Below are 20109 nucleotides of genomic sequence, written 5' to 3'. Positions count from 1 at the left end.
GTTCGCACCTCCCACCAGCGACCCGTTGGTGTGCTGCCGGTTTGCTCCAGCGGGTCCCGCACCTCGTGATCTCTTCTTCGAGAGTACGTCCATCCTGACGGTGTAAACGTGCGACGCACCATTATGAGACCGTGGCGGTACGCTTTACCGATGCCGAGTTACAGCTATCGGTGCCGCAGTTGCGGGGACACCTTCGAGATGAACCGCCCGATGGCGGAGTCGTCGGCGCCGGCGTCCTGCCCGAGCGGCCACGCCGACACAGTCAAGCTGCTGACCACATTTGGCACGGTCAGCCGGGGTGGCGCGGCGGCGACGCCGAGTCCGGCGCCGGGGCCGTCCGGCGGCTGCTGCGGCGGCGGTTGCTGCGCCTGAACCCGGCGCGGCGGCGGTTCAGTCGCGGCGATCGGCGTGGCCGAGATCACGTTCGGGCGCGACCCGATCGCGTACCCGTTGCTTGAGCACCGCGATATCGGGAAAACCGCCGTCCGCCTTGCGTTCCCACACCTGAGCGTCGTCGACGGTGATCCGGAAGACCCCGCCGGTGCCCGGAACCAGCGCCACCTCACCGAGTTCGGCCGCGAAGGTGGTCAGCAGTTCCTGCGCCATCCAACTGGCACGCAGCAACCAGCGGCACTGGGTGCAGTATTCGATCGCGACACGCGGCATGCCGGTCACCGTACCCTCAGGCCTCGATCTCGCCGTCCAGGTAGACCCAGGCCCCGTCGGCGCGCAGGAACCGGCTCACCTCGTGCAGCGAGCCGCGGGTGCCGTCCGCGCGGTAGTGCGCGACGAACTCGACCAGCCCGGACTCGTCGAACAGTCCGCCGTCCGCGGTGCGCAGGATCTCCAGGAACAGCCACCGCTGCCCCGGATCCAGGTCCACCTCCGCCGGCCGGGTCCGCGGATGCCATGACTGCTTCAGATATTCGGTGTCTCCCACCGCGAATGCGGTGTAGCGCGAACGCATCAACGCCTCGGCGGTCGCCGCCGCACGTTTCCCGTTCAGCACCGGCCCGCAGCAGTCGTCGAAGGCTTCGCCTCGGCCACACGGACACATCCGCGTCCCACTCATCCCTTGATTCTCGCGCGTCACCCTGATCACAGCTCACCCCGGGGTGGCCTCGACGCGGACGCACCGGCCGCGGCCAGGTCGGCGGCGAGCGCCACGGTCTGTTCACGCCAGCGGCGCAGATCGGTGACGCTCGGGGCGAGTTCGTAATCGTGGTGGTGCGCGGCGCGCGACAGCGCGGCCCACAGCACACCCACCCGGGCCGCCACCTCCGGTCCGGCGAAGGCCCGCAACGCGATCAGCTGGGCGCGCATCGGACAGCGCATCAGGGCGGGCGCCGCCCGGGCCCACAGCTCGTCCACGGACTGTTCCAACGCGATACGCAAGATCCACGCGGTGGCCCGCGACCACAGTCCGCCCGCGTCGGTGACTGCGCCGGAAAGCAGCTTGTCGACGGTGTCCAGTCGCTCGGCCACCGACGGCCGCGGCCTCGGCTTCGGTTGTCCCGGTTTGCCATTGCGGCGCGGGCCCCGCCGCGGGCCGCGCGGGGTGCGCCGCTCGGTCATCGGCACGCCCCCGTCATCGAGCCAGCCAGGCGACGAAACGTTCGGTCTCGGTGATCAATTCGCGCATGCTGCGGCCGATCGGCACGTGCGCGCCCGCGGTGGCGTCGCGCAGCGCCTCGACCACCCACTTGCCTTCGCGGGCGACGAGATGCTTGTTGAGATCGTCCACCTTGCCGCCGACCCCCATCACCGCGAGCGCGACCTTCGCCCGGGTGGAGTGGGCGGAGTCGATGTAGCGCTCCACTTCCCGGTGGTTCATGCCGTCGGCGAGCAGGGTGCGCCGGGCCCGGGACAGGCTGGCCGCCTCCACCGCCGACCGGCAGCAGGTGGCGACGAGTTCGTCGGCGATGGCCTGCGGCAGCTGCGGGGTGCGCACGAGCGCGCGGGCATCGTCGAGATAGCGGCGGACCGGATCGCTGGACACGCGCACCTCGACCACCGACCGATCGCGCCGCTGCACCTCCAGCACGGTGGCGTCGAGCTCCATCCGGCGCACCGCCTCGGCGAGCCGTTCGTCATGGGTGAACACCACCACCTGCCGCGTCCAGGCGACCGCGGCGAGCACCTGGGCCAGGCCGTCCACCTTGGCCGGGTCCATGGCCTGCACCGGGTCGTCGATCATGACGAAACGGAACGGGCTCTCCTCGACCGTGGCCCGCGGCAGGAACAACGACAGGCCGAGCGCGTGCAACTCCCCCTGGCTCATCACGCCGAGCGCGGCGCCGTCCACCTCGTCGACGGTGACGTCGAGCAGCACCCGGCGCGCCGTTCCGGCGTTGCCCTGCAAGCGAATCGCGCCGAGTTCCACGTTGCTCTGCTGGCGCAGCGTCTGCCAGACCCAGCGCGCCGTGGTCTCCAACGGCGTCATGCGCTCCCCGCGCAGGCCGGCGGTGGCCGACTTGAGCCACTCCTCGGCCTTCTTGGTGGTGCGCAGTTCCGCGGCGTGCGCGGCGACCTCGCGCGCGCCTTCCAGCCAGCTCACGATGCGCGGCACCAGCGGGGTCCACACCTCGTCGAGCCGGTCGAGCTCCTTGCGGGTGCCCTGCTGCACCTGCTCGAGTTCGTCGACCAGCCTGGCGTGCGCGGCGCGCAGCCGGTCCGGCAGCTCGGCGCTGTAGTCGGCTGCGGTGAGCGCGGCCCAGTCGGCCCAGGCCCGGCGCACCGCCGAAGTGTCCACCGAGGGCGGGTTGCGCGGATCGAAATCCAGTTCCGGCGGCACGAGATCGGGCAGTGACCGCGCGGCCTGCAACGCGCGGCCGAGCTCGGCGCGCGCGGTGGTCAAGGCGTCGACCCGCGCGGCCAGCGTCGCGATCGAATCGTCGGCCTGCGCCAGCCACGCGTCGTCCAGCGCACCGCGACCGCACACCGGGCACGGACACGCACCGCTCGCCGCGTGGTGCGCCCGGGCCCGGCGCAGCAGCTCGAGCACCCGCAGATCGGCCTCGGCGTCGGCGGTGGTGCCCTCGGTCAGCGCGGTGCCGCACTCGGCGAGCCGGGTGGCCACCGCCGCCACCTCCGCGGCGCTGGGCAGGGTGAGCCGCACGATCGCGCGCAGTCCGGCCGGGCCGCCGGGGTCGTCGAAGGTGCCGATCACCTCGTTGCCCACCGCGGTGAGATCCGGCTGCGCGGGCCGCAGCAGGCCGGTGACCCGCACCGCGCGGTCGTCGGCCACCCCGTCCAGCGCCTCCAGCAGCTCGAGCCGCTCCTGCCGGGAATCCCGCACGGCGCGTTCCAATTCCAGGCGGCGCATCCGAATCCGCTCCTGCGCCAACGTCAATTCGTCGAGGCCGAGCAGCTGGTGCAGCGCGTCGAACAGGTCACTCGGTTTGCCGTCGACCAGCGCGCCGAGTTCGCTGTAGGACAGGAACGGGCGATACAGCTCCAGCCGCCCCGCCCAGCGATCGATGTCGAATTCCGTTGGCGCGGCAGGGGGATGCTGCTCGGTCCAGTGCGCCTCGGACAGGTCCGCGTCGGCGGCCCACTCCTTGGCGATCGTCAGCATCGCGGAGCGATTCCGTGGGGGGTGGCGGTCGGGTGACGGGTGGGCCGGCTGCGGCTGACTGCCGGCGCTGAGCAACTCGACCTCGATGCGCGCCGACTCGCCGGCGTGCAGGTTGCGCCACCCTTCGCGCCAGGCCGCCGACCGGCCGTCCCAGCGCCGGTTTCCGCCGGTGAAGACCAGTTCCGCGGCTTCGGCGAAACTGGATTTACCGCTGCCGTTGCGGCCCACGACCAGGGTGAGCCCGGGTCCCGGCGGCAACTGCAGTTCCGCCTCCGGGCCGATCCCACGGAAACCGCGCACCCGGATGGCCCGCAGAAATATCCCGCAATCGTCGAATACCGTTGCGCGGTCGTCGTTTTCGCTGCCACCGAGGGCGCGCAGGACGGTGCGTGCCACCGAAGGAGTCACCGCGGGGTCCGCGGCGAGCCTGCGGGTGACCACCTCGCTCAGCCGCGGCACCGGATCGGCGTCGGGACGCATCTCGTCGGGAACCCCCTCCACCACCGAGCCGCTACAGGTCCTTTCGATCCCGTGCGCCCGCCTGACGCGCAAGCGCTTCCGGCGGCGCACTGTCGAAGCTGTGCGAAACGCTACCCGATCGGGCCGCTTTCGCCCACCGGAGACGGCGGTGGCGAACCTGGTGCGAATCTGCCCGCGGGGATGGATATGGCCATCGAATCGGCTGGGGCCGCGCTTCGATGTCCACCCCTCGCCAGCCCCGGCGGGCAGCTCGATGGTGTAACACCCGATTTGGGTGGCTCGGTCGAGCCGAACAGGACAGAATGCCAGACAACCCCCACCTGTGCAAGATGTTTTGGGTATCGAATCCATCGACGGCACAGTATTTTCCGTGCCGCCAGCCAACTGGGCGAACAGAGTCTACTAACGGCCAGGTTCGCCAGGGCCCAGTAGCCACAGTCGACAACGCCAAGCATGCAATGCCCGCGTACGTCATGTCGACGCCAAGGCTGCCGCCAATTCGAGGAACCGAGCTACCGTATCAAGGTCGCCGAGGTTTCTTCGTTGCTTGCAATCAGTGATCACGGTCGGTGATCAGGCGTGCTAGGGCCGTTAGATCCGCTTTTGCTGGCTCGGCTGGCTCTGCGGCGTCCAAGAAAATGAAGGCCTCCTCGAGCCGAAGACGAGCTTGAGTGCGAGTCCAGTACCGGCCTCCGGCGGAATCGATCAGACGGGCGGCTTCGACCAGTTCGAGGTCGCTGAGTGGCCGTTCGATACTGTACAGGCGAGCCAATTCCGTTGCCGCAATAGAACCAGAGCTCATTGCAGACACGACCGGCAACGACTTCTTTCGGCGCACCAGATCGGCGTAGACAACCTTGCCTGTGGCGGCGGGATCACCCCAGATCCCCAGCAGGTCGTCTACACACTGAAATGCAACGCCCAGCTGCATGCCGAAGCCCCGAAACGCCTTGATCCGTGCAGCCGACCCGCCCGCCGACATTGCTCCCAGCATGCACGCCGCGCTCATCAGCGCCCCGGTCTTTTGTTCCGCCATAAGTAGCGCCTCGTCGCGTTGGACGTCAGTTCGTCGTTCGAAGGCCAAGTCCGCAGCCTGCCCCTCGGTCAGTTCGACCACTGCCGCAGCCAATACCCGAGCCGCCGCATCGCCTCCGGATGCAGCAGCCAAAACGTCAAATGCCATCGACAGCAACGCATCACCGGCAAGGACCGCCGCAGGAACTCCGAACACAGACCAAGCGGTTGGTCGATGTCGGCGGGTGTGGTCGCCGTCCATAACGTCGTCATGCAGCAGCGAGAAATTGTGCGCCAACTCCACAGCCACCGCCGCGGGTAGCGCATCGGCGACGTTTCCACCCACAGCACGCGCGCATGCGAGCACCAGGCCGGAACGGATCGCCTTACCGCCGTCTGCGTCACTTGGTAGGCCGGCAGCGTCAAGCCACCCGAAGTGATACCCGCAGACCTGCCACATAGTCTCCGGCAGTCGCTGGACCACGGCCCGCAACAACGGAGCCACGCCAGCCCGGGCCTCGGCCACCGCCTGCGCCTCTTTGCGCGAGGTCACTGATGCAGATACCGTATCTCGAATACTCATTCGATATCCTGACTGCCGATAGCGGTTGTCACTCCGCAATACCTGCCTCATTGGAACTGATACCGCGACGTATTCATGTGCCACGTCAGATGTCCAGAAAGCCATGTTCCGAGTGTCGATAGGTAACGCTCGGTACCTGTAACATTCAGCCGGGCGTGGCCGCGAGTCAAGTGAGAGAAGGCTTCGACATACTCGACGTACTCATCAAGCCTGACCTTGATGCGTTCCGCGACGTACCGCAAAGCCTGTTGCGGCGAGACGCCCGTCTCGCGCATGATCAGAATTCCGAGGTTGTGACAATCTCCGGCGTCCTTTTCCTTTAAGAATGACGCCATGTCATTCGTCCAGAGTGCGATGTCACTCCAAGCCGTCAGCATCTTCTGGCACTCAGGAGATCTATATATCTCGACGGGAAGGGGCGTATCAGCTACGATCTCGCATAGATCGGTGAATACAAGCGGGGCTCCGAGATGGCGACGCAGTTCGATGTAGTCGGCCAAGGTTGGTGCTGCCGCGTGGTAAAGATTGGCAGCTTCCAGAACATGCGCCTGCAGGTAGAGGTCGATATGCTCAAGGATTCGTTCTAGCCAGTAGTCACTTATGGGCCTGGACCCCAGCCTCGTTCGCAGATCACGTCCAGCGATTGAGAAATTTCCGTCGGGAGTGAAGTCAGAGTCCGCGCCGTGCCGAAATGATCGTCTGATCCGGTCAACTTCGCATTCCGCCTGTGCCACGGAGCCGCCACTTTCGGCCAGCCTCGCCATGTGATCGTCAAAGTGGAACATGTAGTGGGTGAGGTAGGCAGCGAGTTCGATCGTTTGCCGAGTCGCCGCTGGATACTGCCGAGATGCGTACTCGCCAAATGCCGCCATGCGGGTCCGGCGGGAGTGCTCCTCGTCACGAAGTAGTCCCATTCCGGCAGACCACCTTTCGGCGTTCTCTTCGACTATGTCCGCCCAGGGGCTGATCTGCGACGGGAACGGGAAAGTGAGGCAGACCGAATCGCGGTAGCGCTTGTCCGCATCGTCAGAAGAAATAACGTCCACGCCTTTTCCTATGATCGATCTAATGAATTCAAATACTGCCAACGCGCGAACATCGACGATGGCGGACACCTGCATGACCGCGCTAGGCCGCGATTCTGGTGCGCCCGGTCCGCCGAGACACCGCATCGACCGCCAAGGCTGGCAATTACTAATGTCTACTAATGCCCACCAGATGGAGTTACCATTCTCGCCGCTGGATCGCACTCCGACGAATATCTCGGCTGCGCTCCAATTTTCTGACAACAACATTATGTCAATTGACCACCCACCTGTCTGTCCACCGAATACCTGACACGCATTGCACCGCCCTAGTGGTGGCCCCCATGACTCGAGCCATTCGACGATGAGGGCGAGGACGAGTCCGGCTCGGCAGCTGATTGCAAACTTGTTGTATCGGGTGACCGCTGCACGCAAGTGTGTGGCTCTGTTGAAGGCCCATTCCGCGACGTTGCGTCGTTCGTAGGTCCCGGGTCGAAGCTCGGTGTCCCACCGGCGCGGCCCTTACGGTTGCGATTGGCGATCTGGTCACGGCGTCCGAGGATCACGACCCGGATGCGTTTGCGGCGCAACAGGGTTCGATTAGGCACTGCGGACTAGGCGCGGTCGGCGATCACGACGCGTCGGGTTGCATCGGGGTACCGCGACGACATCGAGCAGCGGCGCCAGCATCGGTGAGTCGTTGGCCTACCGGGGCGTCAACAGCACAGCCAGGCAACGACCGTGCCTGTGGGCGGCCGATGAACTTTGTTCGTCAGTCCGCTGCGGGACCGCCCGATCGCGTGATCGGCGGGTTCATAACCCTGTCACCGAGTCCTCGGACGCGCCAGCGCCGTGCTGATGTACTCGCACAATGGTCGAGTCGACCCACACCACCCAGTCCAGGTTGCCGGTGGAATCGGCCAACACGACTACGGTGGTGAACATCCGGTCCCAGGTGCCGAGCCGACACAGCATCCCCTCAACCACCAGGCGATTGTTGATGAAGTTACGACCCACGTGTCCTTCAGATTCGGTCGCAGCAGCTCGAGCAGCTCCCTTTGCTTGTCCGTCAGCAGCTGATACCGATCACCCGCGAGCGTCGCCACGGGAACCGTGTTGCACGATCAGCCCTGCTATGCAGGACTGATCGATCAACGCCAATGGGAGACAACCTGATCAGGCCGCCGTGCGCCCGCGCGAACCGCCGCCGGGGCGAGGGCACACTTGTCGGTGGGCTGCGGTAGAAATCCGTCAACCGAGGAACGGGGGAACACATGCCGCGCTGGAGCGAGGACCAGGTCACGGCGCTCGCACCGGACGCGAGCTCGCTGTCCGCCGCGCGCGGGCTGGCCGGGCGCTGGCGCGGTACGGGGCGGCACGACACCGCGTTGTGGGGGCTGTGCCAGGGCAGCGGCGCCAAGCCGTATCAGACCGTCGTCGACCTCGACGGCCCCGCCTATAAATGCTCCTGCCCCAGTCGTAAATTCCCGTGCAAGCACGCGCTTTCGCTGTTGCTCGAATGGGCGGCGGGCCGGATCGAGGACGTGCCGGAGCCCGCCGATTTCGCGGCCGCGTGGATCGACGGCCGGGCGGCCCGCGTCGCGCGACCCGCGTCGGCCGGCACCGCCCGCACGGCGAATCCGGCGACCGCCGAACAGCGCCGGGTGCGGGTCACCGCAGGGCTGGAGGAACTAGAGGTCTGGCTCGGCGACCAGGTCCGCACCGGGCTCGCCCAGACCGACCGCTCGTTCCGCGCGTTCGAGACGATCGCCGCCCGCATGGTCGACGCCCAGGCCCCCGGTGTCGCCGCCGCGCTGCGCCAGTTGCCGGTCACCGTGGTGACCGAGCCCGATTGGCCGGACGCGGTGCTGCGCGAATACGCGCGGCTGCATCTGCTGATCGCCGCCCATCGCCGGCTGGACGAACTGGCCCCCGCACTGCAGGCCAGCGTCCGCACCCACATCGGCTATCCGAACCCGGCCGAGTCGGTGCGCGCCGAACCGGCGGTCCGGGACCGGTGGATGGTGCTCGGCGTCCGCATCAGCGAGGAGGAGCGCCTCTACACCCGGCGCACCTGGCTGTACGGGCGGGCGTCGCGGCGTTGGGCACTGCTGGTGGACCATTCGTTCGGGTCGCCCGCCTTTTCCGCCGAGGTGCCGACGCTCGGCCTGCTCGCCGACGCGGAGCTGCACTTCTACCCGAGCGCCGCCCCGCTGCGCGCGCTGTGGGGTGAACGGCACAGTGCGCCAGAGCCTTTCACGACCCTGCCGGTTTCCCCGGATCGGCCGGGCACCATCGCGGCGGCACTGGCCGAGCACGCCGCGGCGCTCGGCGCCGACCCCTGGCTGCGCGGCTGGCCGGTGCTGCTCGTCGACGTCGTGCCGGTACATACCGAAAGTGGTTGGTACATAGTCGGATCCGACGGGGCGGCACTACCGGTGTCGAGTACCGAGCAGCCGTGGCGGCTGCTGGGCGTCTCCGGCGGGCACCCGGTGACCGTGGCCGCCGAATGGACCGCCGCCGGTTTGACGCCGATCTCGGTATGTACGGCGGGCGAGGTCCTCGATCTGGCGCGAATCGACCCCGCCGGTCGCGGGGCGACGAATACCCCGGTACCGCAGGGTGCGAGCGGTAGCGACCTCACGTCGGTCGCACTGCTGGGCACCGCCCGGCGGGCGCCCGACCTCGCCCAGCTCGCCGCACCGGTCGCCGCAATGGCCGCGCACCTGCCCACCGACCCGGCCGTGCGCCTGCTCGAATCCGCCGCACTCCAGGATGTTTTCGCGCGCGGTGGCGCGCGGGCGAGCACCGCGGCCGCGCCCGAACCCGCCGCCGACGACACCCGATCCCTGCTGCCGCACCCGGCGGCGGCCCGCCTCGCGCGCATGCTGCGCGAGCGCTCCCCCTTCCTGCCCGAATGGTTCGCCGCCGCCACGCCGCACGACTACCGCGCCCCTGACGCGCTGTGCGCCCAATTGCTGGATCAAGCCAAGAGCAACACCGAACTCCGGCAGCCGCTGCTGCGTCTCGCGGGCGCCCGTGGACGATGGCTCGCCGACCAGCATCCGGAATGGCGAAACCTGGTGAGCGCCCAGCCCGCTGCGACATCGACGGCACAACTCTGGCAGTACGGCCAACCGCCGCAACGCCTGGCCTGGCTGGCCGAACTCCGCCGCACCGATGCCGACGCGGCGCGCGAGACGCTCGCGGCGGCCTGGCCCAAGGAGTCCGGACCGCTGAAAGCCGAACTGCTCGCGGTGCTGGCCGAGGGCCTCGCGCGCGCCGACGAGCCGTTGCTGGAGGCGGGACTGGACGACCGGCGCGCCGATGTGCGCCGCACCGCGGCGGGGCTGCTGGCGCTGCTGCCCGATTCGGCCTTCGCCCAGCGCATGACCCGGCGCGCGGGTGCGTGGATCCGGGTGGAGCACCGGCTGCTGCACACCGAACTCGTGGTCGCTCTGCCGGAGACGCTCGATCAGGCGGCGCAGCGTGACGGCATCAGCGACCGCGCGGTCGAGTTCAGTTACCGGTGGGGCGGCGCGCCCGACAGCGCCGCCGGCCGGCTCCGCCAGCTGGTCGCCGCGACGCCGCTGGCGCACTGGGCGAGCGTGCTGGGCAGCCCGGGCAAGGTCGTCAAAGCCAAGATCGACGACCGATTCCGTCAGCCGATCTTCGACGGCTGGGTGGACGCCGCACTGGCACAGCATGATTCGACCTGGGCGCGGGCCCTGTTCGACGCGGGGGTGCCGACCGATCTCGCCATGCTGCGCCGGCGCGAGCTGTTCGCGCTGCTGCCGCTGCCCGACCGGACCAGGCATCTGCTCGACCTGGACGGATCCTGGCTCTCCGAAATCGAGGCCCTGCTGCCCGCCATGGGACACCCGTGGCCGCAAGCGCTGGCGCAGCACATGATCCTGCTGCTGTTCGAGCGGGCCCGCGCGGCGGCGCGACGACCCGAGACGCACGGCACCAGCCCCAGCGCGCACCGGTCGTTGCTGTCCGCGGCAGCGGTGCACCTGCCCGTCTCCGCGACCGGCGCGGCGAGCGTCTCGGCGCGGCGCTGCGGCGACACCGCCTGGGAGCGGGCCTTCGAGAAACTCGCCGATGACCTCAACCACCGCTCGATGATGCTCGAGGAGTTGCAGTGACCACCGACAACTTGGCGCCCGATCTGCTGCGCCCCCACGCCGAACAGTCCTACGCCGCGGAATTGCGCGCCCTCGCGGCCGCCGACGACCGGCCACGCCCGCCGTCCTGGCGGCTCTCGCCCTGGGCGGTGGTCACCTACCTGCTCGGCGGCACCCTCGACGACGGCACCGTGATCAGCCCGAAGTACGTGGGGCCGCGCAGGCTCATGGAGGTCGCCGTCGCGACCCTGGCCACCGATCGCGCGCTGCTGCTGCTCGGCGTCCCCGGCACGGCGAAAACCTGGGTCTCCGAACATCTTTCGGCCGCCATCAGCGGCGCCTCGACGCTGCTCGTCCAGGGCACATCGGGCACCGCCGAAGAGGCGATCCGGTACGGCTGGAACTATGCCCGGCTGCTCGCCGAGGGCCCGAGCGAGGGCGCGCTGGTGCCGTCGCCGGTGCTGACCGCGATGCGCACGGGCGCCATCGCCCGCATCGAGGAGCTCACCCGCATCCCGTCCGACGTGCAGGACGCGCTGATCACGGTGCTGTCCGAGAAGACCCTGCCGATCCCCGAACTCGGCACCGAGGTGCAGGCGGCGAAGGGCTTCAACGTCATCGCCACCGCCAACGATCGCGACCGCGGCGTGAACGAGTTGTCCTCGGCGCTGCGTCGCCGTTTCAACACCGTGGTGCTGCCGCTGCCCGCCGGCGAGGACGAGGAGGTCGAGATCGTGAGCCGCCGGGTGGCACAGCTCGGCGCCGCGCTGGAACTGCCGACGGTGCCGGCCGCCGCCGAGGAGGTGCGCCGGGTGGTGCGCGTGTTCCGCGAGCTGCGCTCCGGCATCACCGCCGACGGCCGGACCAAGCTCAAATCGCCCTCCGGCACCCTGTCCACCGCCGAGGCGATCTCGGTGATCACCAATGGGATCGCGCTGTCGGCCCACTTCGGCGACGGGGTGCTGCGCGCCGCCGATATCGCGGGCGCGGTGCTCGGCTCGGTGATCAAGGACCCGATCGCCGATGCCGTCGTGTGGACCGAGTACCTGGAAGCCGTGGTCCGGGAACGACCGGAGTGGTCGGACTTCTATCGCGCCTGCCGCGAGATCAGCGGGTAGGCGTGCGAGATTCGACCGGCGAGACCGGAGGCGACACGATGACCAGCGGCGCGCAGACCGACGGCGCGGCAGCCGATCCGGTCACGCGGGTGTTCGGCATCCGGCACCACGGGCCGGGCTCGGCGCGGTCGCTGCGCGCGGCGCTGACCGAATTCCGGCCGGACACCATTCTGATCGAGGGCCCGGCCGACGCCGATCCCCTGGTCGGCTACGTCGCCGCGGCGGGGATGGCGCCGCCGGTCGCGTTGCTCGCCTACGTGCCCGACGCGCCGGCCAAGGCCGCGTTCTGGCCGTACGCGGTATTCTCGCCGGAGTGGCAGGCACTGTCGTACGCGACGGAACATCAAGTGCCCGTTCGTTTCTGCGATCTGCCCGCCACCACGGTGCTGGCCGCCGAGGATGAGCCGGGCGAGCGGTTCGACCCGCTCACCGCGCTGGCCACGGCGGGCGGCTACGACGATGCCGAGCGGTGGTGGGACGCGGTGGTCGAATCCGCGCCGGACGCAGACGCTTTCGACGCGATCACCGAGGCGATGGGCGCGCTGCGCGAGGCGGCGGATCGGGCCGAGACGCCGGCGCTCGACCTGTGGCCGGCGGAAACCGAACGTGCCGAAGCGGATTCGGTCGACGAGGCGATCGCCGACGTGCTCGACCCGGACCCCGCGCCGCTCGAACCCGCCCGGATCGATGCGCACACCCTGCGGCGCGAGGCCTACATGCGTCAGACCATGCGCAAGGCGGTGAAAGAAGGTTCGCGGCGGCTCGCGGTGGTCTGCGGCGCCTGGCACGCACCCGCGTTGGCGGGCAAGCTCGGTCCCGCGGCCGCCGACACCCGGCTGTTGAAAGGTCTGCCGAAGACGAAGGCCACGCTGACCTGGGTGCCGTGGACACATTCGCGCCTGTCCAGCCGTTCCGGCTACGGCGCGGGCATCACCTCGCCGGGCTGGTATCACCATCTGTTCGCCGAAACCGAGCGCCCGATCGTCCGCTGGCTCACCAAGGTGGCGGGCGTGCTGCGCGCGCACGACCTGCCGGTCTCCAGCGCGCACATCATCGAGGCGGTCCGGCTCGCCGATACGCTGGCCGGCCTGCGCGGCCGTCCGCTGGCCGGGCTGTCCGAGGTCACCGAGGCCACCCGCGCGGTGATGTGCGGGGGCGACGAGACGATGCTGCGCTGGGTGGTCGAGGAACTGGTCGTCGGCGAGGCCCTGGGCACCGTGCCCGAGGGCACGCCGACCGTCCCGCTGGACGCGGATCTGCGCGCGCGGATCCGGACGCTGCGGATGAAACAGGAACCCTCGGCCCGCACCATCGACCTCGACCTGCGCAAGGAGCGCGAGGTCGAACGTTCCCGGCTGCTGCATCGGCTGCGGGTGCTCGAGATCCCCTGGGGCACTTTGACCACCAGCGAGGTGCGCAGCACCGGCACCTTCCGGGAGACCTGGACGCTGCAATGGCGGCCGGACTACGCGGTTTCGATCATCGAGGCCTCGCGCTGGGGCACCACCGTGCGTACCGCCGCCGCGGCGAAGATCCTCGACACCGCGAATCGCGCGGACAGCGGCGTCGGCGACCTCACCGCCGCACTGGAGGTGGCGCTGCTGGCCGACCTCGGTGACGCCACCGACGGTTTGATCGCCCGGCTGGCCTCGGTCGCCGCGCTGGATCACGACGTCACCCATCTGCTCGCGGCACTGCCCGGTCTGATCCGGACCCTGCGCTACGGCGATGTGCGCGGCACCGACGTGCAGGCGCTCGCGCACGTCGCGGACGGCCTGCTGGTCCGGATCTGCGCGGGCCTGCCCGGCGCGGTGACCGGTCTGGACACCGACGCGGCCACCGAATTCCGCACGCTGCTCGACGCGGCGCACACCGCGATCAACACCCGCGACGACGGCTGGGCCACCGGCGAGTGGCTGAGCGCGCTACGCCGCCTCGCCGATCGGGACGACGTGCACGGCGCGCTCGTCGGCCGCGCGGTCCGGCTGCTCTGCGACGGGGGCATCATCGATGACACCGAGTCCGCGCGCCGGCTCGCCGCCGCGCTGTCCGTCGGCAACACCGCCGCTGCCAAGGCGGCGTGGATCGACGGGTTCCTCGGCGGCCGCGGGCTGCTGCTGGTGCACGACCGAGAGTTGTTGCGCAGCATCGACGACTGGCTGCGCGAGCTACGCGAGGACCAGTTCGTCGAGACCCTGCCCCTGCTGCGCCGGACCTTCGCCGCGTTCGAATCGGGCGAGCGCCGGGCGATCGGTCAGGCGGTGCGCGACGGCGGTCCGGTCGCGGCCGGCGCCGGCGCCGGCGGGGATTTCGATGTCGAGCGCGGCACCCGCGCACTGTCCACCGCCGCGGCGATCCTGGGCGTCCCGATCCCCTACCAGCAGGAGGCCGAGCGATGAACGCGGTCGATGAAACTCAGGCGCGCCGTTGGCGTCTGGTGCTCGGCACCGCCGCCGAAGCGGGTCTCGGCGGGCTCGGCTCGGCCGATGACGTCGCCATGGACCGGGCGCTGTCGGCGCTGTACAACGACGACGAGCAGGACCGCACCTCCGGTAAGCGATCCGGCGGTCTGCAGAGTTCCGCGCCCCGGGTGGCCCGCTGGCTCGGCGATATCCGCAACTACTTCCCGTCGACCGTCGTCGAGGTGATGCAGCGCGACGCGGTGCAGCGGTTGAACCTCACCCAGTTGCTGCTGGAGCCGGAGCTGCTGGAGGCGGTGGAACCGGATGTGCACCTGGTCGGCACCCTGCTGAGTCTGAACCGGGTGATGCCCGAAACCACCAAGGCCACTGCGCGTCTGGTGGTGGAGAAGGTGGTGCGCGAGATCGAACAGCGCATCGCCGCACGCACCGTCGCCGCCGTCTCGGGCGCGTTGAACCGGGCCGCCCGGGTGGCCCGGCCTCGACTGCGCGATATCGACTGGGACCGCACCATTCGCAAGAACCTGGCCAACTATCTACCCGAGCAGCGCACGGTCGTACCGCAGCGGTTGGTCGGTTACGGCCGCAAAGCCCAAGCGGTGCAACGCGATGTGGTGCTCGCCATCGATCAATCCGGTTCGATGGCGTCGAGCGTGGTCTACGCCTCGGTGTTCGGCGCGGTGCTCGCCTCGATGCGCTCGCTGCGCACCTCCCTGGTGGTCTTCGACACCGAAATCGTCGATCTCACCGACAAACTCGACGATCCGGTCGAGGTCCTCTTCGGCACGCAGCTCGGCGGCGGGACCGATATCAACCGCGCCATCGCCTACGCCCAATCGCTGATCACCCGCCCCGCCGACACCCTGTTCGTGCTCATCTCCGACCTCTACGAGGGTGGCGTCCGGGACGAGATGTTGCGGCGGATCAATGCGATGAAGGAATCCGGTGTCCAGGTCGTCGCCTTGCTCGCGCTCTCCGACGAAGGCGCGCCCGCCTTCGATCACGAGAACGCCGCCGCCCTGGCCGCGCTCGGCGTGCCCGCCTTCGCCTGTACCCCGGACAAATTCCCGGATCTGCTGGCCGTCGCGCTGGACCGCGGCGACCTCCGGTCGTGGGCCGACGCCGCCACCGGCCGGGTTTAGCGATGCCGGTCATGCATCCGGCGTGCGCATGACCGGCATCGCCCGCCTGGACGAACGGCCGGGCTCAGCCGGAAAGGGTGGCGATGCCCTGGATCAGGCCGATGAGATTCGAGGCGATGCCGAGCAGAGTACTGAGCGAGCTGAGCAGCTCCATGGAACTCCTATCTGAACGGGCGACCGGACAGCTCAGCAGATCGTACGACAGGGGTGCGGCGCGGGAGATCGGGTTCGGCGACACGGTTTCGTGTCGGCTGCTCAGCTGGTCATCACCGGTTTCCGCGGCGCGGGACCCATGCTGCCCCAAGCGGTCGCGGCCGCAGGGACGAGCTTGGGATGCAGCAGCGCGGCGAGGGCCAGCAAACCGACGGCGACGAGAATGTCGAGCCAGTAGTGGTTGCCGGTGCCGACGACGACCACCGTCGTGATCGCCGGATGGGCGAGGGCGAGCCAGCGCCACGGCGTTCGGGCCGCGGCCACGATCGCGACGGCGAGCAGCAGCGCCCAGCCGACGTGCAGGGACGGCATCGCGGCGAACTGGTTGGACAGTCCGCCGGATTCGGCGGAGCCGTAGACCGAGGGGCCGTACTGCGCGGCAAGGTCGACGAAGCCGTACTCGGCCAGCATGCGCGGCGGCGCGAGCGGCACGAGCATGTGCACGACCAGGGCGGCGCCGGTCAAGGCCGCCATCAGGTTCCGGGTCCACCGATAGTGCTCCGGCCGAAACACCCACAGCCACAGCAGCACCGCGATCGCGACGGTGAAATGCGCGGTGGCGTAATAGACATTGGCGGGCACCGCGAAGAACTCGCGGTCCACGAAGATCGACTGCACCACCCGCTCGCTGGACATGCCGAGCCGGTGTTCCAGCCCGAGCAGCTCGCGCGCGTTGTCCACGGCGCGCACCGTGTCGTCGGCGGTGTAGAGCCGCCCGACGCGATAGCCGAGATAGAGCACGGTGATCAGCGCGAGTTGCCCGATCGCTTCCCGACCGCGACCGCGTACCGCCGCGAGACCCACAGCCAGCATCGCCTGCGGCTCCTTCCCCATCCGAACAGGCCGGTACCCGGCAATTAAGTGGAGTTATAACCTCCGTTTAACCTAGCATCATCCCCGGTTCACCCCACGCTCCTGTGACCAGACCGACACAGCCGCCGAATACTCACCCTCCCAGCAGTTTTCGCGCGCGTCGACACACGAGAACGGCGGGCCCCGAAAATCGGGGCCCGCCGCGGGGAGTCGGATCAGAGGTCGGCGATCGCCGCCAGCGGCGGCGTGCGCGCCGCCCGTATGCCGGGCCAGAGCGCGGCCAGCACACCCACCACCCCCGAGCTGATCAGGACGAGCACCAGCTGCGACCACGGGATCGCGATCTGGTCGAGTCCGAGATCACGCAGCGTACGCAGGAAGCCGACGCCCAGACCCAACCCCAGCAGCATGCCCACGATCGCGCCGAACACGGCGATCAACATCGACTCCAGGTAGATGGTCCGGCGCACCTGCGCCCGTTGCATGCCGACGGCGCGCAGCATGCCGATCTCGCGCCTGCGCTCCACCACCGACAGCGCCAAGGTGTTGACGATGCCGAGGATCGCGATCACCACCGCCAGGGCGAGCAGCCCGTACAGAATGGCGAGCAGCGTGTTGATCTGTTTGCCCTGCGCGCCTTTGAACTGCTCGTGATCCTGCACCTGGACCACCGGGAACGGCTCGGCCGCCCGCTCCAGATCCATGCGCATCTGTGCCAGATCCGCGCCCGGTTGCGCGGTGACCAGCACGACCACATTGCTCTGGAAGCTGACCGGCACCACGTCCTTGTAGATCGCGGGCGACACCACCAGCGCGCCGAGCAGCGGGGTCTTGCGGTAGACGCCGGTGACGGTCAGCGGCACCTTCTTACCGTCGAAACTGGTGAGCGTGACCTCCTGGCCCACCTTCCAGCCGCGCTCGTCGGCCTCGTCCTCGGACACCAGCATGTCCTTGTCACCGAGCGTGTCGGTGCCGCGCAGGATCTCGTAGTTCAACGCCCGATCGAGCCTGCCGTCCGGTGAGGTGCCGCCGATCTGATCGTCCTCGCCCAGTTTGAAACCGACGCCGCGGATCCCGATCACGTCCGCCACATTGGGCACCGACTTGCGCACCGCCTCGGCCGCGCCGAAGGGCACACCGATGAATTGCTGACTGGACAGCACGTATTCGGACTTCACGCCCTTGTCCACCAGCACGCCCACACTCGCCTTGGCGGAGGCGCCGAGCATGCCGATCGCGGTCACCAGCATCAACCCCAGGGTGAGCGCGAAAGCCGTTGCGGCCGTACGCCGCGGATTGCGCGCGGCATTGTTGCGCGCCATCCGGCCGATCGGCCCGAACGGCCGCACGAACGCGCCGAGCCCGGCGACCACCGGCCGCGACAGCGCGGGCGCGCACAGCAGCACCGCGAGAATGAGGGCGAGCGCGCCGATCCCGACGGTCAGCGCGGCGTTGCCGCCGGTGGACTGCGCGCCGAGCACGACAAGGACGGTCCCGGCCACCGCGAGCAGCGCGCCGACCAGCGTCCGCACCCGCAACGAGTCACCGGCCGAGGCGAATTCCTCGCGCATCGCCTCGACCGGCGGAATCTTCGCGGCCCGGCGCGCGGGCGCGTAGGCGCTGACCATCGTGACCGCGAGGCCGACCAGCAACCCGACGCCGATGGTGCGCGGCAGCACCGCCATCGAACCGGTGGGCAGGCCGAGATCGAACGCGTTGAGCACCCCCGCCAGCCCGTATGCCAGCCCGATACCGCCCGCCAAACCCAGTGCGCTGCCGATCAATCCGATGACGAACGCCTCGGCGACCACGGATCGGCCCACCTGCTGTCTGCTCGCTCCGACCGCGCGCAGCAGCGCGAGTTCGCGCAGCCGCTGCGCCACGATCATGGAGAAGGTGTTGTAGATGATGAACGTGCCGACGATCAGCGCGATCGCGCCGAAGGCGAGCAGGAAGTAGTTGATGAAGTTGAGCGCGTTGGAGATCTCCTTCTTCAGGTCCTCGCGCACCTGATCGCCGTTCTGCACCTTCAAGCTCGGCAACGCCTTGGCCAGGTTGTCGCGCAGTTCGTCGCCGGGGATGCCGGTAGCCGCGATATCCACGTAGGCCACGTGCAGTCCGTCGGTGAACAACTTGCGCGCCTGGGTGTCGTCGAACAGCAGGCTGATCAAACCGCCGGTGTCCGAAGGCATCTGGTAGAGGCCGGTGACCGTGACGTCGATCGGATCGCGCGCGGACGGGACCAGGATCTTGGTGCGGTCACCGACCTTCAGCCCGGCCCGCTCCGCACCGCCTGCGTTGATCGCGATCTCGCCGGGCTGGGTCGGCGGCACCCCGGCGACGAACTTGTTCGGCTCGGCGACCGCCCGCTCCGGCGGTACGTAGGACTGCCCGAACGTGGGCGCGCCACCGGTCTGCACCGCCTTCTTGCCGTCGGGGGTGAGCAGCACGAGGACGCCGTTGACGCTCGGCGCGATGGTCCGCACGCCGGGATACTTGGCCAACTCGTCGACGATGTTGTTCGGAACGCCCAGCCCTTGCCGCTCTTTGGGGCTCACCCGCACGTCGACACCCTTGGCCTGCCCGGCGAAGATGCCGTCGAACGTGCGTTGCAGCGTGTCGGTGAAGACGAACGAGCCGGCGATGAACGCGGTGCCGAGCACCACCGACAGCAGGGTCAGCGCGAGCCGCACCTTGTGCGCGGCCAGGTTGCGCAGCGCAACCTTGCGCATCGGACTTGCGGCCATCACGCCTGCTCCAGTGCCTTCATCCGGTCGAGCACGGTATCGGAGGTCGGGTCACGCAGTTCGTCGACCAGGCGGCCGTCGGCGAGGAACACCACCCGGTCGGCGTAGGCGGCGGCGTGCGGCTCGTGCGTCACGATCACCACGGTCTGCCCGAACTCGTCCACCGCGGCCCGCAGAATGGACAGCACCTCCCCGGAGGCACGGGAGTCCAGGTTGCCGGTCGGCTCGTCGCCGAAGATGATCTCCGGCTTGCCCGCGAGGGCGCGCGCGCAGGCCACCCGCTGCTGCTGTCCGCCGGACAGTTCGCTGGGCCGGTGGGTGAGCCGGTCGTTGAGGCCGAGCCGCTTCAGCACGGTGTCCAGCCAGTCCTGATCCGGTTTGCGGCCCGCGATGTCCAGCGGCAGCGTGATGTTCTCCAGCGCGGTCAGCGTCGGCACCAGGTTGAACGCCTGGAAGACGAAGCCGATCCGGTCCCGGCGCAGCCGGGTCATCTGCTTGTCCGAGAGCCCGGCCAGATCGGTGTCACCGATGCGCACGGTGCCGGCGCTGGCGCTGTCGAGTCCGGCCAGGCAGTGCATCAGCGTCGACTTGCCGGAGCCGGAAGGGCCCATGATCGCCGTGAATTCCCCCTTCGCGAACTCGGCCGACACCCCGTCCAGCGCGCGGACCTGCGTATCTCCTGACCCATAGACCTTGACCAGGTCGATAGCGCGGGCCGCGACGGAGGCCGGAACCGCCACGTCGGCGGCGTCGGCGCCCAAAGCTTGCGAAGTCATGCACACCAGTCTTACCCCGTTCGGGCCCCCGCGCCATCAGGGAATTCCCCGAAACCCCGAGTATCGATGCGCCG

Annotated in this window: 15 protein-coding genes; 5 read left to right on the top strand and 10 right to left on the bottom strand. The window is 69.1% G+C overall.

Annotation, left to right across the window (positions count from 1 at the left end):
• The first annotated feature begins 123 nt into the window (after positions 1–123).
• Positions 124–372 (top strand): FmdB family zinc ribbon protein, encoded by a 249-nt coding sequence (locus NBRGI_RS46875; protein WP_370627900.1) that lies wholly within the window; start codon positions 124–126, stop codon positions 370–372.
• 18 nt (positions 373–390) lie between these two features.
• Here the strand turns inward: NBRGI_RS46875 and NBRGI_RS35230 are convergent, their stop codons facing one another.
• The 7 genes from NBRGI_RS35230 to NBRGI_RS44575 form a co-directional block, all read right to left on the bottom strand.
• Positions 391–666: a SelT/SelW/SelH family protein gene (locus NBRGI_RS35230; RefSeq protein WP_029901495.1), complete on the bottom strand. Its 276-nt coding sequence runs from the start codon at positions 664–666 to the stop codon at positions 391–393.
• A gap of 16 nt (positions 667–682) precedes the next feature.
• Positions 683–1072, bottom strand: coding sequence for a YchJ family protein (locus NBRGI_RS35225; RefSeq protein WP_029901494.1), 390 nt, complete (start codon positions 1070–1072; stop codon positions 683–685).
• Between the two features lie 26 nt (positions 1073–1098).
• Positions 1099–1575, bottom strand: a complete 477-nt coding sequence (locus tag NBRGI_RS35220) for a hypothetical protein (RefSeq protein ID WP_029901493.1) — start codon at positions 1573–1575, stop codon at positions 1099–1101.
• Between the two features lie 13 nt (positions 1576–1588).
• Positions 1589–4081: an AAA family ATPase gene (locus NBRGI_RS35215; protein ID WP_081878362.1), complete on the bottom strand. Its 2493-nt coding sequence runs from the start codon at positions 4079–4081 to the stop codon at positions 1589–1591.
• Positions 4082–4610: 529 nt separating this feature from the next.
• Entirely contained in the window at positions 4611–5654 is a 1044-nt protein-coding gene (locus NBRGI_RS35210) for a polyprenyl synthetase family protein (RefSeq protein WP_029901491.1), read from the bottom strand.
• A 47-nt stretch (positions 5655–5701) separates the two neighbouring features.
• Positions 5702–6769 (bottom strand): terpene synthase family protein, encoded by a 1068-nt coding sequence (locus NBRGI_RS35205; RefSeq protein WP_148311076.1) that lies wholly within the window; start codon positions 6767–6769, stop codon positions 5702–5704.
• A gap of 723 nt (positions 6770–7492) precedes the next feature.
• Complete coding sequence (locus tag NBRGI_RS44575) at positions 7493–7696, bottom strand: hypothetical protein (protein ID WP_051728269.1); 204 nt, start codon at positions 7694–7696, stop codon at positions 7493–7495.
• A 257-nt stretch (positions 7697–7953) separates the two neighbouring features.
• Between NBRGI_RS44575 and NBRGI_RS35195 the strand changes: the two genes are divergently transcribed.
• From NBRGI_RS35195 to NBRGI_RS35180, 4 genes are read left to right on the top strand one after another with little or no spacing between them, the layout of a single operon-like run.
• On the top strand, positions 7954–10827 hold the full coding sequence (locus NBRGI_RS35195; RefSeq protein WP_029901489.1) for an SWIM zinc finger family protein: 2874 nt from the start codon (positions 7954–7956) through the stop codon (positions 10825–10827).
• Positions 10824–11924, top strand: a complete 1101-nt coding sequence (locus NBRGI_RS35190; protein ID WP_029901488.1) for an ATP-binding protein — start codon at positions 10824–10826, stop codon at positions 11922–11924. The genes NBRGI_RS35195 and NBRGI_RS35190 overlap by 4 nt, the downstream gene beginning before the upstream one ends.
• A gap of 38 nt (positions 11925–11962) precedes the next feature.
• A complete protein-coding gene (locus NBRGI_RS35185) occupies positions 11963–14323 on the top strand; it encodes a DUF5682 family protein (RefSeq protein WP_051728274.1) in 2361 nt (786 codons plus the stop codon).
• Positions 14320–15486 carry a VWA domain-containing protein gene (locus NBRGI_RS35180; RefSeq protein ID WP_029901486.1) on the top strand — a complete coding sequence of 389 codons (1167 nt, stop codon included), beginning with the start codon at positions 14320–14322 and terminating at the stop codon, positions 15484–15486. Before NBRGI_RS35185 ends, NBRGI_RS35180 begins: the two co-directional genes overlap by 4 nt.
• Before the next feature lie 255 nt (positions 15487–15741).
• Here NBRGI_RS35180 and NBRGI_RS35170 read toward each other — a convergent pair whose 3' ends face one another.
• The 3 genes from NBRGI_RS35170 to NBRGI_RS35160 all read right to left on the bottom strand — a co-directional run bounded on the left by NBRGI_RS35170 (position 15742) and on the right by NBRGI_RS35160 (position 20035).
• Positions 15742–16512, bottom strand: coding sequence for a phosphatase PAP2 family protein (locus NBRGI_RS35170; RefSeq protein WP_029901485.1), 771 nt, complete (start codon positions 16510–16512; stop codon positions 15742–15744).
• 215 nt (positions 16513–16727) lie between these two features.
• Positions 16728–19259 (bottom strand): ABC transporter permease, encoded by a 2532-nt coding sequence (locus tag NBRGI_RS35165; RefSeq protein WP_029901484.1) that lies wholly within the window; start codon positions 19257–19259, stop codon positions 16728–16730.
• Complete coding sequence (locus tag NBRGI_RS35160) at positions 19259–20035, bottom strand: ABC transporter ATP-binding protein (protein ID WP_051728268.1); 777 nt, start codon at positions 20033–20035, stop codon at positions 19259–19261. The genes NBRGI_RS35165 and NBRGI_RS35160 overlap by 1 nt, the downstream gene beginning before the upstream one ends.
• Between the last annotated feature and the right edge of the window lie 74 nt (positions 20036–20109).

Origin of the sequence: Nocardia brasiliensis IFM 10847 (assembly GCF_000710915.1) — a bacterium.
GTDB lineage: Bacteria > Actinomycetota > Actinomycetes > Mycobacteriales > Mycobacteriaceae > Nocardia > Nocardia brasiliensis_A.
This window is presented reverse-complemented; position numbering and strand designations above follow the sequence as displayed.